General features: G+C 72.6%; 13 protein-coding genes. 4 read left to right on the plus strand and 9 right to left on the minus strand.

Annotated features, from left to right (window positions below):
- Positions 1-280: 280 nt before the first annotated feature.
- The 8 genes from QRD43_RS08420 to QRD43_RS08455 all read right to left on the minus strand — a co-directional run bounded on the left by QRD43_RS08420 (position 281) and on the right by QRD43_RS08455 (position 9,506).
- A complete protein-coding gene (locus tag QRD43_RS08420) occupies positions 281-841 on the minus strand; it encodes a YcnI family copper-binding membrane protein (RefSeq protein ID WP_285982038.1) in 561 nt (186 codons plus the stop codon).
- A 16-nt stretch (positions 842-857) separates the two neighbouring features.
- Positions 858-3,269, minus strand: a complete 2,412-nt coding sequence (locus QRD43_RS08425) for a TonB-dependent receptor (protein WP_285982039.1) — start codon at positions 3,267-3,269, stop codon at positions 858-860.
- Between the two features lie 176 nt (positions 3,270-3,445).
- Positions 3,446-3,853, minus strand: a complete 408-nt coding sequence (locus QRD43_RS08430) for a DUF2946 domain-containing protein (RefSeq protein ID WP_285982040.1) — start codon at positions 3,851-3,853, stop codon at positions 3,446-3,448.
- A 59-nt stretch (positions 3,854-3,912) separates the two neighbouring features.
- Entirely contained in the window at positions 3,913-4,698 is a 786-nt protein-coding gene (locus QRD43_RS08435) for a substrate-binding periplasmic protein (RefSeq protein ID WP_285982041.1), read from the minus strand.
- 130 nt (positions 4,699-4,828) lie between these two features.
- A complete protein-coding gene (locus tag QRD43_RS08440; RefSeq protein ID WP_285982042.1) occupies positions 4,829-6,067 on the minus strand; it encodes a M20 family metallopeptidase in 1,239 nt (412 codons plus the stop codon).
- Complete coding sequence (gene uraD / locus QRD43_RS08445) at positions 6,064-7,857, minus strand: 2-oxo-4-hydroxy-4-carboxy-5-ureidoimidazoline decarboxylase (protein WP_285982043.1); 1,794 nt, start codon at positions 7,855-7,857, stop codon at positions 6,064-6,066. Before uraD ends, QRD43_RS08440 begins: the two co-directional genes overlap by 4 nt.
- Positions 7,858-7,860: 3 nt before the next feature.
- Positions 7,861-8,805: an allantoinase PuuE gene (puuE, locus tag QRD43_RS08450; RefSeq protein ID WP_285982044.1), complete on the minus strand. Its 945-nt coding sequence runs from the start codon at positions 8,803-8,805 to the stop codon at positions 7,861-7,863.
- Complete coding sequence (locus QRD43_RS08455) at positions 8,802-9,506, minus strand: GntR family transcriptional regulator (RefSeq protein WP_285982045.1); 705 nt, start codon at positions 9,504-9,506, stop codon at positions 8,802-8,804. Before QRD43_RS08455 ends, puuE begins: the two co-directional genes overlap by 4 nt.
- 83 nt (positions 9,507-9,589) lie before the next feature.
- Here QRD43_RS08455 and uraH point away from each other — a divergent pair, with 83 nt between their 5' ends.
- The gene (uraH, locus tag QRD43_RS08460; RefSeq protein WP_285982046.1) at positions 9,590-9,952 is read left to right on the plus strand and encodes a hydroxyisourate hydrolase; all 363 of its coding nucleotides are present in this window, start codon (positions 9,590-9,592) and stop codon (positions 9,950-9,952) included.
- Between the two features lie 3 nt (positions 9,953-9,955).
- A complete protein-coding gene (gene xdhC, locus QRD43_RS08465; RefSeq protein ID WP_285982047.1) occupies positions 9,956-10,768 on the plus strand; it encodes a xanthine dehydrogenase accessory protein XdhC in 813 nt (270 codons plus the stop codon).
- Positions 10,769-10,792: 24 nt separating this feature from the next.
- Here xdhC and QRD43_RS08470 read toward each other — a convergent pair whose 3' ends face one another.
- Positions 10,793-11,314, minus strand: coding sequence for a copper chaperone PCu(A)C (locus QRD43_RS08470; RefSeq protein WP_285982048.1), 522 nt, complete (start codon positions 11,312-11,314; stop codon positions 10,793-10,795).
- A gap of 237 nt (positions 11,315-11,551) precedes the next feature.
- On the opposite strand from QRD43_RS08470, the gene QRD43_RS08475 reads away from it, so the two are divergent.
- Together QRD43_RS08475 and QRD43_RS08480 are read left to right on the plus strand one after the other, a co-directional pair.
- Positions 11,552-12,745 carry a urate hydroxylase PuuD gene (locus tag QRD43_RS08475; RefSeq protein ID WP_285982049.1) on the plus strand — a complete coding sequence of 398 codons (1,194 nt, stop codon included), beginning with the start codon at positions 11,552-11,554 and terminating at the stop codon, positions 12,743-12,745.
- Positions 12,746-12,786: 41 nt separating this feature from the next.
- Positions 12,787-14,109, plus strand: a complete 1,323-nt coding sequence (locus QRD43_RS08480; RefSeq protein WP_285982050.1) for a glycerate kinase type-2 family protein — start codon at positions 12,787-12,789, stop codon at positions 14,107-14,109.
- Positions 14,110-14,112 lie beyond the last annotated feature (3 nt).

Here is a 14,112-nt window from a genome sequence, read left to right on the forward strand (position 1 = left end):
GACAGGCGACTCAGCCCGACGGACACGCCCGGGCGCAGGGATCGGCCCCGTGGGGGCAGGTCTTGCGGCCAGGGCCGCGGCGCAGGGCGTGTGGTGTGGAGCGCGTCGTCATGGCTGCCATCTTCGCGCCGCCGGCGTCCGTCAAAAGCCCGAAGAAGGCGGGTGCGCCGGCCCACTTAGATGCGCGGCACTTCCGGTGCAATTCCACGCTTTGCGGCTCTCGGCCGTGCGAGCCGCGGATCCGCCCGAGGGCCTCACCGCAGGCGCCGCCCGGCGCGCCTCAATGGCTGTGTTCGGCGCTGCCGGGGGCCTTCAGCATCAGGCGCACGGCCGGGGCCTTGAGCCCGGCGGTGCTGGCGCCGCTGGCGGGGACCTCGCTCCAGGACCACTCGCCCTGGGTGCAGCGCTGGTGCACCTTGAACCACACCGGCCCGACGGCCTCGGGCGTGCCGCCGCGCAGCACGAACTCGTCGTACCAGGCGTCCGGCAGGGCGTGGGCCTCGTCGCGTGCGGTCCAGCTGATCTCGGTGACGTCCTCGCGGATGGTCTTGCCGTGGCTGTCGTAGGGCTGGGCCAGGGCCTGGCGGCGGATGGCCAGGGTCCAGCCCTCCTTGGGCATGGGCTTGGCGCCGCGGAAGCCCGGGGGCAGGGTCACGGTGATCTGCGTGGTCGCGGCGCCATCGCAGCCATGGCCCACGCGCAGCACGGCCTTGTAGGGGCTGCCGGCCACGGCCTCGCCCTGCTCGAGGGTGATGTGGGCGCGCGAAACGGCCGGGGCCATCGCGAGGGCGCCGAGGGCGAGGGCCATCGCCCCGGTGCGCAGACAGGAGGTCATCGACATGGTCGTCCTTTCAGGCTCAGAGATCGAACGTCAGCTCCGCATGGAAGGTCCGCTGCGGATAGGGGTGGAAGTTCCAGTACTGGTCGTTGTTGAGGTTGTCGATGCCGCCGGCGAGGCGCCACTGACGGTTGATGCGCCACTGCACGCGCAGGTCCGTGGTGAAGTACTTGCTGGCGCCCTGGTAGGCGAAGCCGTTGGGGTCGCTGTTGTCGAGCGTGCTGAACTGCCGGCCGCTGTAGCGCGCGCCGTAGCTGAGGCTGAGGTCCGGCGTGGCCTGCCAGCTCGCGACCACCGTGGCGCGCCAGCGGGGCACGCGCGGCTGCCACTTGCCGATCACGTCGCCCGGCACACTCACGTAGCCGGTGCTGGCCAGCACGCGCGAGTCGGCATAGGTCAGGCTGCCGTTCACGCCGAGGCCCTTGAGCAGGCGATCGGTCCAGCCGCCTTCGCTGCTGAAGGCGATCTCGACGCCGTGCGTGCGCACGTAGTCGACGTTCTGCACGGTGCTGGCGTTCGTCGTCACGTTGAGCAGCGCGTAGAGCGCGTCCCGCGTGTCCTCGCGGAAGTAGGTCATGCGCAGCTGATGGAAGCCGACGCCCCACTCGGCGCTCAGCTCGGTGGTCCAGCCCTTCTCGGGGCGCAGGTCGGGGTTGTTGTTGATGACGCCGCCGGTCTTGCTGTCGAAGCCGCCCTGGTAGAGCTCGCTCACCGTCGGGAAGCGCACGGCGCGGCCGGTGCTGGCCTTGAGCATCCAGTCCTCGTTCAGCTGGTGGGACAGCGCGGCCTTGGGCGAGAGCGCCTGCAGGCTGCGCTCGGCGTGGCTCAGCACGCAGCGCTGGCGGGCCAGGCTGCAGGCGCCCTGGTCGGCGACGCCGGTGTAGGCGTTCTCGGTGCGGCCGTCCATCGCCTGCCAGTGCTCGCCGCGCAGGCCCAGCACGGCCTGCCAGTCGCGGCCGAGCGCCCAGCTGTCCTGGGCGAAGAGGGCGTCCGTGCGCGTGCGGCCGGCGAAGAGCGAGGCGAAGCGGGCGGCGCTGCCCCAGCGCCAGTCCGCCGTGGTGTCGACGCGGGTGCTCAGCGTGTCCTCCCCGCGCGAGAGGCCGGCCTCCAGCACGTGGGCGCCGCCGGGGCGCCACACGCCGCGGGCACTCCAGGTCTTCCAGCCGGTGCCGTGCTGGTCTGTCAGGCGGCCCGCCTCGGGCTGGGCCTTGCTCGTCGGCGCGTAGCTGCGGCTGAGGTCGCTCGTGTAGTCGTACTGGCTCCAGGCGAGGCTGTAGTCGAAGAAGCCCATGGTGTGGGACTTCAGCGTCAGCGCCTGCATGCGGTGCTCCAGCTCGTCATGGCTGCGGCCGAAGTCGGCGGCCGTGAGCGTGTAGCGCTTGCCGTCGATGAGCACGCCCTGGCTGATGTCGCCGCCGTAGCGGTGGTCCACGGCCTGGCCTCGGGCATCACGCAGCCAGCTCCGCGAGTTGCCGTCGCTGTGGTTCTTCCAGTCGGCCAGCACATAGCTCAGGCGCAGCGTGGGGCTGACGTCCCACGCGAGCTTGGCCTTGAGGTGGTCCTGGGTGGTGTCGTACTCGGTGGCGCTGCCGATGAGGTACCAGTCCTGATCGCTGCGGTTCCTGTCCCGCAGCGCGCCGCTCACGACCGGCAGGCCCGCGACGGGCGCGGTGCCGGCGCTCAGGAGTTTGGTGGCGAAGACCAGCGGCTGGCCGTGGCTCTGGCTGCGGCTGCCGTGCACCCACCAGGCGAGCGCGCCGTCGCGGCTGCCGACGGAGAGGCTGCCCTGGGTGGCGCGGTAGGTGTCGCGCTGGCCGTAGAGATCGTTCGGCTGGAGGGCCGTGGCCACGCGGCCATGGGCCTCGAAGGCCTGGGGCATGCGGGTCTGGTAGTCGACCACCGCGCCGACGGCATTGCCCGGATAGGCGGCCGAGAAGGGCCCGTACAGCACATCGACGCGGGCAATCTCCTCGGGCGTGACCAGGCCCCAGCGCGGCGCGAAGGTGGCGCCGTTGCCGAGCAGGTTGGAGAGCTGGATCCCGTCGGCGTAGACCAGCGAGCGGGCGCTGTTGCCCGTGCCCGAGGCGCGGGTGGAGAGCACGGCGTGGTTGTAGTCGCCGATGTAGCGCTTGCGCACGAGCAGGCTGGGGAAGTACTTCAGCGCGTCCTCGGCATCGGTGGCGTTGACCGTGCGGGCGAGCGTGGCCGCGTCGACGCCTTCGATGGTGGTGGGGAGGGTGGTCGGCAGCGAGGTGGGCGAGTTGCCATGCACGGTGACGACGCCCAGCTGCTTGGTCTGGGAGTCGCCTGGCGGCATGGGCTGCTCGGCAGCGGCGACCGCCGAGGGGGGCGTGGACTGGGCCTGGGCGTCAAGGGCGCAGGCGAGGGCAAGAACCAGCAGCAGGGGCTGCGGGCGAAGGGGCTTGTTCATGATCGGAACGGGCAGCTGGCAGGCCAGGATCGACATCACCGTGCGGCGAGCGGGATCCGGCGGTCCGCGCGGGAAGGGCGGACATCAGGGGACGGCTGCGGACGGCGCACGGGCGGTCGCGCGTCGGCAGGGAGGCACCGACCGGGCCTGGCTAGCCAGCCCCGGCGGCGTGTCAATCAGAGAAGGATGCTGCCCGTGGGGGGACCGCGGGACTGGGCCGGCTGCCAGACGCTGCGCAGGGCAGGGGCACTGAGGAAGCGCGCCGGCACCAGGGCCAGCACCTGCTCGGCCACCGGACGTGCCTGGAGGCTGGGCGGCGGCAGGGCGAGGTCCTGCTGATGGGCCGCGCAGAACATGCAGTGGGCCGAGAGCCCGTGGTCCTCCACCGCCGGCCGCCGGGAGCCGGGCCAGTCACCCTGCTGCGCGCGGGGCGACACCAGGCTCGCACGGCAGACCTGGGTGAAGGGCGTGAGCTCACCGCGCTCGGCCGCGATGACCTGCGACAGCGCAGGCGCCAGCGCGCCGAACCAGAGGCTCAGCAGCACGAGGCAGCGCAACAGCAGGGCGGGCGGACGGCGGGTCATCACGGGGGGCAGTGTAGTGCCCGGGCGGGGCCGGCGACACGAACTGGATCAAGTCCGCGTCAGGCCGGCACCTCCACGCCGTACTGCTGCAGCAGCCCGCGCCAGGCCGCGTCCTGGCCCAGGCCGGCCACCGTCTGGCGCAGCCATTCGCGGGGCGCGGCCGGCATCAGCGGGGACAGCAGCAGGTGGCGCTGGTAGCGCTGCCGAGGCTGCTCCGCGACATGCACCCGCGACTCGAACTCCGGCAGGCGCTTGCGCCAGCTGGCCAGGCCGCTGCGCGAGATGAACACCACCTCGACCCGCCCCATCAGCAGCATCCGCAGGCTGGCCTCCTGGCTGAAGGAGTCCAGGCGCTGCAGCGTGCCGGCCGTCACCATGGCCTCGGTTTCCGGGTAGACGTGGCCGAAGACACCGCCCAGCGTCAGGCCCGCCAGCGAGGCGGGGCCCTGGTAGTCCACCGGATGGGACTTCAGCGAGAGCACCAGGTCCTCGTCATTCATCAGCGGCTCCGACCAGACGAAGCGATGCCGGGTGGTGTCCTGGAACCAGGCGGGGCTGACCCAGGGCACGAGACCGCGCCAGCTGCTGCGCGCCACCATGGCGGCCACGCGCCGGCGCGGCATGAGCTCCAACTGCAGCGGCGGCAGCCGCGGGCCGGCGCGCGCCTGCAGCAGGTGCAGCAGGTCCTGCGTCAGTCCATGACCCGGCCCTGTGAAGAAGGGCGGGTAGTCGTAGTAGCTCAGCACGGGCAGGCTGTCGACGCCCGCCGCGGGTGCGGATGGCGCGGCCATGGGGCTCAGGGCGAGAGCCAGGCAGTGGCGGCGGCTCAGGGGGAACGCAGGCATGGCGACTTCTCAGCTCCTGATGGACCGGTCTTGACGCGTTAGGGGCGCGTCGCAGCGCAGTATGCCGCGCAAACCGGTCGTCCCCGGGGCAAGCCCTGGACGTCCCCGGGGCCGCCGTGGTGCAGGGACCTCAGTCGGGGGCGAGCAGGTCCAGCAGCGTGCGCGCCACCACCTGCGTCGCCCGGCGCAGGTCCGCCAGCACCAGGTGCTCGTCGGCCCGCTTGGCGTTGGACTCCAGCACCGTGCGCGGTCCCGCGCCGTAGATGGCCGCCGGGATGCCCTGTTCGCCATAAAGCCGCACGTCGGTGTAGAGCGGCGTGCCGGATGTGGGGATGGCCTCGCCGAAGACGGCCTGCGCGTGGCGCTGCAGCGGCGCCACGAGCCGCTCATGCCCCGGCAGCGGCTGCAGCGAGCGCGCCAGCAGCAGGCGCCGGACCTCCACCGTGCCCGCGAAGCCCGCGGCGGCATCGGCGATCACCTGCCGCAGCGTCGCCTCGACCTCCACTGGGTCCTCCTCCGGGATCATGCGGCGGTCGAGACGGAGCACGACCTTGCCGGGCACGACGTTGGTGTTGGTGCCGCCCTCGATGCGACCCACGTTGAGGTAGGGATGCTCGATGCCTGGCACCCGGCTGCGCACCTGGCGGTAGCGCTCGTTCTGGGCGTAGAGGGCGTTGAGGATGGTGACGGCGCCCTGCAGCGCGTCGATGCCGGTGTGCGGAATCGCGGCATGGGCCATGCGACCGTGCACCGTCAGCTCCATCTGCAGGCAGCCGTTGTGGGCGGTCACGACCTGGTAGCTGAAGCCGGCGGCCAGCAGCAGGTCCGGTCGTGTCAGGCCTTGCCTGAGCAGCCAGCCGGGCCCCAGCTCGCCGCCGAACTCCTCGTCGTAGGTGAAGTGCAGCTCCACGCCGCCCTTCAGCGGGCGCTGCAGGGCTTCGAGCGCGCGCAGGGCGAAGGTGTAGGTCGCGAAGTCGCTCTTGCTGACGGCGGCGGCACGGCCGTAGAGCCGGCCGTCCTCGACATCGCCGCTGTAGGGGCCATGCGTCCAGCCCTCGCCGGGCGGGACGACGTCGCCATGCGCATTGAGCGCCACCACCGGGCCGCCGTCGCCGTAGCGCCGCCGCACGATCAGGTTGGTGATGCTCTGCAGACCCGCGGCCTCGACCTCGGCCTGCGGCACGGCGTGCGCCTCGGCCGGCAGGCCCATGGCGGCGAGGAGCTCGGCCGTGCGGCGGGCATGCGGGGCGTTGTTGCCGGGCGGCGTGTCGGTGGGGACCTGCACCAGCGCCTGCAGGTAGGCCACTTCCTCGTCGAAGTGGGCCTCGATCCAGGCGTCCAGCTGCTGGTAGAGGGCGTCCTTGCTCATGCGGGGTGTCCTTCGTGTTCGTGGCTCAGGCCGTCCAGCAGCGCGCGCAGGGCGCGCACGGCGAGGTCGGCGTCGTCATTGCTGACGGTCTCCAGGGGGTTGTGGCTGATGCCGAGGTTGCCGCCGCGCACGAAGAGCATGGCCTGCGGCAGGGCCTCGTGAATCTTCATGGCGTCGTGCCCGGCGCCCGAGGGCAGGCGGTGCACGGGCAGGCCCAGCGCCTCGACGGCCGACGCCCAGCGGGCCTGCCAGGCCGGCGCGCAGGGTGCGGCCGAGGCGACGACCGTCGGCGTGAGCGTGTGCTGCAGGCCGCGGCGGTCGCAGATCGAGGCCAGGGCGGCGCGCACGGCGCCGTCCAGCGCATCGCGCGCGGCGTCGTCCCCGGCCCGCAGGTCCAGGCTGAAGCGGCAGCGCCCGGGCACCACGTTGATCGACCCGCCGGGCACTTCCAGCAGGCCGACCGTCCCCACGGTGCCAGGTCTTGCCAGCGCTTCCCGCTCGACGGCCAGCACCAGCTCGGCGGCCGCGGCGGCGGCGTCCCGGCGGCGGTCCATGGGCGTCGTGCCCGCATGGCTCGCCAGGCCGAGGATCTCGCCCGTGTAGCGCCGGCTGCCGTTGATCGAGGTGACCACGCCCAGGGGCAGGTCCAGCTCGCACAGCACCGGGCCCTGCTCGATGTGCAGCTCCACATAGCCCAGGTAGCGGGCCGGATCGCGGCGCAGCGCCTCGATGGAACCCAGCGTGCCGGGATGGCCCGCGGCACGCAGCGCGTCCTGCAGGCGGATGCCGTCCGCGTCCCGCTGGTCCAGCCAGGCCGGATCGAAGCGGCCCACGAGGGCGCTGCTGCTCAGGAAGGTGGCGGCGTAGCGCTGGCCCTCTTCCTCCGAGAAGGCGACGAGCTCCAGCGCGAAAGGCAGGCGGCGCCCCTCCTGTCGCAGCTGCCGCACGGCCTCGATCGTGGCCAGCACGCCCAGGCGGCCGTCGTGGCGGCCGGCGTTGCGCACGGTGTCGTAGTGGCTGCCGGTCAGGAGGCGGGGGGCATCGGGCCGGCTCGCGTGCAGCAGGCCCACCACATTGCCCAGCGCGTCGATCGCCACCTCGTCAAAGCCGGCCTCGCGCATGGCGAGGGCCAGGTCTTGCGCGACGGCCTGATGGGGAAGCGTCAGGTAGGTCACGCAGAGCTGGCCCTGCTCGGCGAAGGGCGGCTCGGAGTGGCGTGCGAGGCGGTCCGCCGCGTCCAGCACGGCATTGCCCAGGCGCGGCTCGGCGCCGAAGCGGTCGTTCAGGCGGATCTCGGCGATGCGGTGGATGTTGCGCAGGCATTCGGACCGCTCCACATCCGGCGGCGCGGCGAGGCGGCGCTCGAAGGCCTCGATGATGGCCTGGCGCGACAGGCCCTGCCCGCGCGGCCCGCGCACGGCCAGGATGAAGGGCCAACCGAAGCGCTCGCCGTAGGCCCGGTTCAGGACCTGCAGGCGCTCGAACTCGGCGGGGCTGCAGTGCTGCAGACCGGCGCGGCTCTGCTCATCGGTCGATTCCGCCGTGAGCTGCCCCGCAACGGCCGCCTTGCCGGCCAGTTCCGGGTGGGCGCGGATCAGGCCCAGCTGCTCGTCCAGCGAGGCCTCGCGCACCACGCGGGCCAGGCCCTGCTTGAGGCCGGCGAGGCTGCTGAACGGCCGCAGGGCGGCGGCGCGCCGCGCAATCCAGGGCGAGTGCTCGTAGATGCCGTCCAGCGCGGCCACGAAGGCCTCGGTGTCCAGCGTGTTCAGGGGGTGCAAGTCCAGGTTCACGGCTCACTCCCAGACAAAGGCGGTGGCGGGGTCGAAGGGATGCGTGGCGCGCCAGTGCCGGGCGATGTCGATGCGGCGGCAGATCCACACCTGCTCATGCGCCTGCACATGGTCCAGGAAGCGCTGCAGCGCCTTCATGCGGCCGGGGCGGCCCAGCAGGCGGCAGTGCATGCCCACGCTCATCATGCGCGGCGTCTCGGCGCCCTCGGCGTAGAGCACGTCGAAGCTGTCCCGCAGGTACTCGAAGAACTCATCGCCATGGCTGAAGCCCTGCGGCAGCGCGAAGCGCATGTCGTTGCAGTCCAGCGTGTAGGGCACGACCAGGTGCGGCGCCAGGGTGCCGTCGGTCTTGCGCACCTGCAGCCAGAAGGGGAGGTCGTCGCCGTAGTAGTCGCTGTCGTAGGCGAAGCCGCCGTGCTCGGCGACGAGGCGGCGGGTGTTGGGGCTGTCGCGCCCGGTGTACCAGCCCTCGGGCCGCTGGCCGGTGAGGCGCTCGATGATGGCCATGCCGCGCTGCAGGTGCTCGCGCTCCAGGGCCTCGTCCATGCCCTGGTAGTGGATCCAGCGCCAGCCGTGGCAGGCGATCTCGTGGCCCAGCTCGGCGAAGGCCTGCGTGAGCTCGGGATGCCGCTCCAGGGCCATCGACACGCCGAAGACCGTCAGCGGCAGGCCACGCCGCTCGAACTCCCGCAGCAGGCGCCACACGCCCACCCGCGAGCCGTACTCGTAGATGCCCTCCATGCTCAGGTGCCGCGCGGGATAGGCCGCCGGGTTGAACATCTCGGAGAGGAACTGCTCGGAGGCGGCGTCGCCGTGCAGCACGGAGTTCTCGCCGCCCTCCTCGTAGTTCAGTACGAACTGCAGGGCCACGCGGGCCTGGCCGGGCCATTGCGCCTGGGGCGGGTTGCGGCCGTAGCCGACGAGGTCGCGGGGATAGCGTGCGTTCATAGCTGCAGGGCGGTGCGGAGGTCGGAAGAGGGTTGCTGCAGGCGCAGATGCGCCTCGACATGGCCGAGGTGGCCGAGCATCAGGCGCTCGGCGCGGGCGGCATCACCGGCCTCGAGCGCGTCGACCAGGGCCTCGTGCTCGGCCTGGCTCTCGGCGGCGGAGTGGCCGCTCTGGTACATCAGCGCGATCAGCGAGGAGCGCGAGAGCAGCTCCTGCAGCAGCTCGGCCAGCACTTCATTGCCCAGCAGGCGGGCCAGCAGCACATGGAAGTCGGCCAGCAGGCGCGTGCGGCCGCTGATGTCCTGGCGCTTCACGGCGGCGCGCTCCTCCTTCAGGTGGCTGCGCAGCTGCCTGACCTGGGCCGGTGTGATGCGCGCCGCCAGCTCGCGGGCGAGCTGGGCCTCCAGCATGCGGCGCACCTCGAAGACCTGGCGCGCCTCCTCCACGCTGGGCTCCGCCACGCACGCGCCGCGTGCGGGCGTGAGCGTGACGAGGCGGTCGCGGCTCAGCTGGTTGAGGGCCTGGCGCACCAGCGTGCGGGAGACCTGGAACAGGTCGGCCAGCTTCTGCTCGGCGAGCCGCGTGCCGGGCATCAGGCGGCGCTCGATGATGGCCTGCGTCAGGGCACCGGCGATGCGGTCGGTGGCGCTGTCCCGGTCCGGCGGGGCAGCGGCAGTCTTGCGGCGGGACGGGCTGGGCATTGTGATCCGTTGGCTGTGTGCTGAAGTGTATACACTTTGCCCATCGCCGCTCGCCGGCCCCCCACTTCAGGAACGAGGAACCCATGGGCAAGCTCACCACCCACGTGCTGGACACCATGCATGGCCGGCCGGCCGCCGCCATGGCGGTGCGGCTGTACCGGCTCGGGGACGGGCCGGGCCTCGAGGCACAGCTGATCAAGTCGCTGCAGCTCAACGCCGACGGCCGCGCCGACGCGCCCCTGCTGGAGGGCGAGGCCCTGCAGGCCGGGCGCTACCGGCTGGTGTTCGGCGTCGCGGCCTACTTCCGGGCGCGGGGCGAGGTGCTGCCCGAGCCCGCCTTCCTGGACGAGGTGCCGCTGGATTTCGGCATCGCCGACCCCGGCGCCCACTACCACGTGCCGCTGCTGGCGAGCCCGTGGAGCTATTCCACCTACCGCGGCAGCTGAGCGATGACGCCCTGGCAGGAGCTCGCCCGATGGCTGACGCGCGCGCCCGCCGTGCTCGTGCGTGTGGCGAAGGTGGAGGGCAGCGGGCCGCGGGAGGTCGGCGCCTGGATGGCGGTCAGCGCCTCGGGGCTGATCGGCACCATCGGCGGCGGGCAGCTGGAGCACGAGGCCATGGCCGAGGCGCGCGCGGGGCTCGCCAGCGGCCGCGTGCTGCAGGCGCAGCGCCGTGTTGCGCTGGGCCCCAGCCTGGGGCAGTGCTGCGGCGGCGTCGTGCACCTGAGCTTCGACTGGCTGGACGCGGCGCACATCGGCTCGCTGCGGGAGCGGCTCAGCACGGAGGGTCAATGGGCGCCGGTGGCGCTCTTCGGCGGCGGCCACGTGGGCCGCGCGCTGATGGAGGTGCTGACGCGCCTGCCGATGCGCCTCCACTGGGTCGACAGCCGCGAGGAGATCTTCCCCGCCGGCCTCCCGGAGCGGGTGCACACCGAACACTCGGAGCCCGTGCAGGGCGCGGTGCCAGGTCTTGCCCCGGGCAGCCGCGTGCTGATCATGAGCTTCTCGCACGCGGAGGACCTGGACATCCTCGCCGCCTGCCTGCGCCGCCGGCGTGAGCATGCGGACCTGCCCTTCATCGGGCTGATCGGCAGCCGCAGCAAGTGGGCGAAGTTCCAGGCCCGCCTGCGCGAACGGGGCTTCAGCGAGGCGGAGCTGGCCGCCGTCCACTGCCCGATCGGGCTGCCGGGCATTGCGGGCAAGCAGCCCGAGGTGATCGCGATCGCCGTGGCGGCGCAGCTGCTGAGCCTGCCGCCGGCCTGAGCGCCGCGGCGGGCGCCGTGCGCCTCAGTGCTTGTGCTCTTCGGCGGCGGGGGCCGAGGCGGAGGTGGCGCCATGCTTGTGGCCCATCCCGCCCTGCATCATGCCCATGCCGCGGGCGCTGGCCTTCACTTCCACCGTCTCGCGCTTCTTGTCGGCCCCTTCGAAGACGAGGCTCAGCGGCACGCTGTCGCCGTCCTTGATGGGCGACTTCAGCTCCATGAGCATCACGTGGAAGCTGCCGGGCCGGAGCTCCACCGGCTGGCCCGCGGCCAGGTCCAGGGCCTCGACGGCACGCATCTTCATCACGCCGCCGTCCATCTTCATCTCGTGGACCTCGGCGATGCCGGCCACGGGGCTGCTCACCGCGACGAGGCGGACGGCCTTGGCGCTGCTGAGCTGCATGAAGGCGCCCGTGCTCTTCTGCTGGGCCACGGTGGCGCGCACCCAGGCGTCCTTCACGCTGACCTGGGCGTGGGCGGCGAGACAGGCGGTGCCGAGCGCCAGGCTCAGCAGGAGGCCGCGGGTGCGGGGCAGGGACGTGCTCATGGGGTACTCCGGTCGAGGGTGCAATGGCCCGCAGTATGCCCAAGCGGCGCCGGCCGGGCTTGCGCCAGGTCCATCCTTCGCACCGCGGCGTCCCGGGCTGGAAACTGTATACACTTTCGCTTCGGTCGCCGCGGCCGCCTGCCACCCGGGGTCTCGTCGCCCCGGCCCGCAGCGCAATCGCGACCTTCTTCGGTTCACAGGGCCCGCTGTGGTGGGCCGGCTCGGAGCTGACACCGCATGGAAAGCTATCTGCTGGACTGGGCCAATCTGCTGCTGCGCTGGCTGCACATCGTCACGGCCATCGCCTGGATCGGGGCGTCCTTCTATTTCGTCTGGCTGGACAACCACCTGCTCAAGCCCGAGGCCCCCGAGCTCAAGGCCCGCGGCGTGGACGGCGAGTTGTGGGCCGTGCACGGCGGCGGCTTCTACAACCCGCAGAAGTACCTGGTGGCCCCGCCGAACCTGCCGCAGCACCTGCATTGGTTCTACTGGGAGAGTTACTGGACGTGGATGAGCGGCTTCGCGCTCTTCACGGTGCTCTACCTCTTCAATGCGGACACCTTCCTCATCGACCGCCGCGTGCACGACTGGTCCGCCCCGGCCGCCATTGCGGGAGCGCTGGGCTTTCTCGCCGCCGGCTGGCTGGTGTACGACCAGATCTGCCGCCGCTTCGGCCACCGCAAGGACGGCAGCATCGGCAACGACGGCCTCGTGCTGGGGCTGATCGCCGTCTTCGTGGCCTTCGCTGCCTGGGCGGCCTGCCAGCTCTTCGCGGGCCGCGCGGCCTTCCTGATCGTGGGCGCGATGATCGCCACGATCATGAGTGCCAACGTCTTCTTCTGGATCATCCCCGGCCAGAAGCAGGTGATCGCCGACATGCGCGCCGGCCGCCCGGTCAGCCCGATCCACGGCCAGCGCGGCAAGCAGCGCAGCGTGCACAACACCTTCCTGACCGCGCCGGTCCTCGTGAGCATGCTGTCCAACCACTACGGCATGCTCTACGGCCACGCCTGGAACTGGGTCGTGCTGATCCTGCTGATGCTGGGCGGCGCGCTCACGCGGACGTGGTTCGTGAAACGCCACAAGGGTGTCAACGCCTGGCCGCTGCTGGTGGGGGTCGCGGCGATGCTGGCGGCGCTGCTGTGGCTGGTGAAGCCGGTCGCGCCCGCGGCTGCGGCGGCCGGCGCGCCGGCCCCCACGCTGGCGCAGGTGCAGGCCGTCGTCGGCCAGCGCTGCGTGATGTGCCACAACGCGCAGCTCGCGCAGAAGGGCGTGCGGCTGGACAGCGGCGAGGCGATCCAGGCCCATGCGGCGCAGATCCGCCAGCAGGTGGTGGTGCAGCGCACGATGCCGCAGAACAACGCCACCGGCATCACCGAGGAGGAGCGTGAGCTCATCGGCCGCTGGGTGGCCGCTGGCGCCAAGCCCTGACGCGATCAGGGCGGGAGGCCGGGCCGGCCTACACTGACCCGATGGACCTCACCCCCCGCGAGCTGCTGACGCGGCTCTTCCAGGCGGCCGTCGACCGCGCCGCGCCGCTGCAGCTGCTGCAGCCCGACCGCATCGACTGGCCCGGCCTGCTCGGCGCCGAGCCCCGGGCGCTGCCCGGCCGCTGTCTGGTGATCGGCGCGGGCAAGGCCTCTGCCGCCATGGCCGCAGCCCTGGAGGCCCACTGGCCTGCGGAGGCGCCGCTCGAGGGGCTCGTCATCACGCGGCGCGCGCACACGCCGCCCTGGGCGAAGCCCGCCGGGTACGGGCGCATCGAGATCGTCGAGGCGTCCCACCCCGTGCCGGACGCTGCCGGCGCCGAGGCGGCGGCGCGCATCCTGCAGTCCGTGCAGGGGCTGCGGCCCGAGGACCGCGTGATCTGCCTGATCTCCGGCGGCGGCTCGGCGCTGATGAGCGTGCCGCAGCCGGGCCTGAGCCTCGCGGACAAGCAGGCCCTGAACCGCCAGCTGCTGGCCTCGGGGGCGTCCATCGAGGCCATGAACTGCATCCGCAAGCACCTCTCGGCCATCAAGGGCGGGCACCTGGCCGTGGCCTGCGCGCCGGCCCGGGTCGTCACGCTGCTGATCTCCGACGTGCCGGGCGACGACCCGGCGGTGATCGCCTCCGGCCCCACGGTGCCGGACCCCACGCGCTGCGCGGACGCCCTCGCGCTGTGCGAGCGCCACGGCCTGCAGCTGCCGCCGGCCGCCTGGGAGGGGCTGCGCAGCGGCGCCTTCGAGACGCCCAAGCCCGGCGACCCGCGCTTTGCCGGCCACCGGCTGCAGATGCTCGCCACGCCGCGCATGAGCCTGCAGGCCGCCGCCGAGCTGGCCCGCACGATGGGGCTGGCGGCCCATGTGCTGTCGGACGAGATCGAGGGGGAGTCCCGCGAGATCGGCCGCATGCACGCGGCGCTGGCGAGTGCGGCCGCGCGCCACGGCGAGCCCTTCCGGCGGCCCTGCGTGATCCTGTCCGGCGGCGAGACCACGGTGACGCTGCCGGCCGGCCTGCGGGGGCGGGGCGGGCGGGCCACGGAATTCCTGCTCGGCTGCGCGCTGGCGCTGCGGGGCGAGCCGGGCGTGCACGTGCTGGCGGCCGACACCGACGGCATCGATGGCTCGGAGGCCAATGCCGGCGCCTTCGTCGACCCGGACACGCTGGCGCGGGCGCAGGCCCGGGGCGTCTCGGCGGCCGGGCTGCTGGCGCAGCACCGGGCCTATGACTTCTTCGAGGCCCTGGGCGATCTCTTCAGCCCCGGGCCGACCTTCACCAACGTCAACGACTTCCGGGCGCTGCTGCTGCCCTGAGCG

Origin of the sequence: Roseateles subflavus (assembly GCF_030285365.1) — a bacterium.
Lineage (GTDB): Bacteria > Pseudomonadota > Gammaproteobacteria > Burkholderiales > Burkholderiaceae_C > Roseateles_B > Roseateles_B subflavus.

Excerpts from the sequence above, each read along its gene's own strand:
- QRD43_RS08420 (WP_285982038.1), bottom strand. The coding sequence starts at position 841 with ATGTCGATGACCTCCTGTCTGCGCACCGGGGCGATGGCCCTCGCCCTC.
- QRD43_RS08475 (WP_285982049.1), top strand. The coding sequence starts at position 11,552 with ATGGAAAGCTATCTGCTGGACTGGGCCAATCTGCTGCTGCGCTGGCTG.
- QRD43_RS08455 (WP_285982045.1), bottom strand. The coding sequence starts at position 9,506 with ATGCCCAGCCCGTCCCGCCGCAAGACTGCCGCTGCCCCGCCGGACCGG.
- QRD43_RS08440 (WP_285982042.1), bottom strand. The coding sequence starts at position 6,067 with ATGAGCAAGGACGCCCTCTACCAGCAGCTGGACGCCTGGATCGAGGCC.
- xdhC (WP_285982047.1), top strand. The coding sequence starts at position 9,956 with ATGACGCCCTGGCAGGAGCTCGCCCGATGGCTGACGCGCGCGCCCGCC.
- QRD43_RS08470 (WP_285982048.1), bottom strand. The coding sequence starts at position 11,314 with ATGAGCACGTCCCTGCCCCGCACCCGCGGCCTCCTGCTGAGCCTGGCG.
- QRD43_RS08480 (WP_285982050.1), top strand. The coding sequence starts at position 12,787 with ATGGACCTCACCCCCCGCGAGCTGCTGACGCGGCTCTTCCAGGCGGCC.
- QRD43_RS08435 (WP_285982041.1), bottom strand. The coding sequence starts at position 4,698 with ATGCCTGCGTTCCCCCTGAGCCGCCGCCACTGCCTGGCTCTCGCCCTG.
- uraH (WP_285982046.1), top strand. The coding sequence starts at position 9,590 with ATGGGCAAGCTCACCACCCACGTGCTGGACACCATGCATGGCCGGCCG.
- puuE (WP_285982044.1), bottom strand. The coding sequence starts at position 8,805 with ATGAACGCACGCTATCCCCGCGACCTCGTCGGCTACGGCCGCAACCCG.
- QRD43_RS08425 (WP_285982039.1), bottom strand. The coding sequence starts at position 3,269 with ATGAACAAGCCCCTTCGCCCGCAGCCCCTGCTGCTGGTTCTTGCCCTC.
- QRD43_RS08430 (WP_285982040.1), bottom strand. The coding sequence starts at position 3,853 with ATGACCCGCCGTCCGCCCGCCCTGCTGTTGCGCTGCCTCGTGCTGCTG.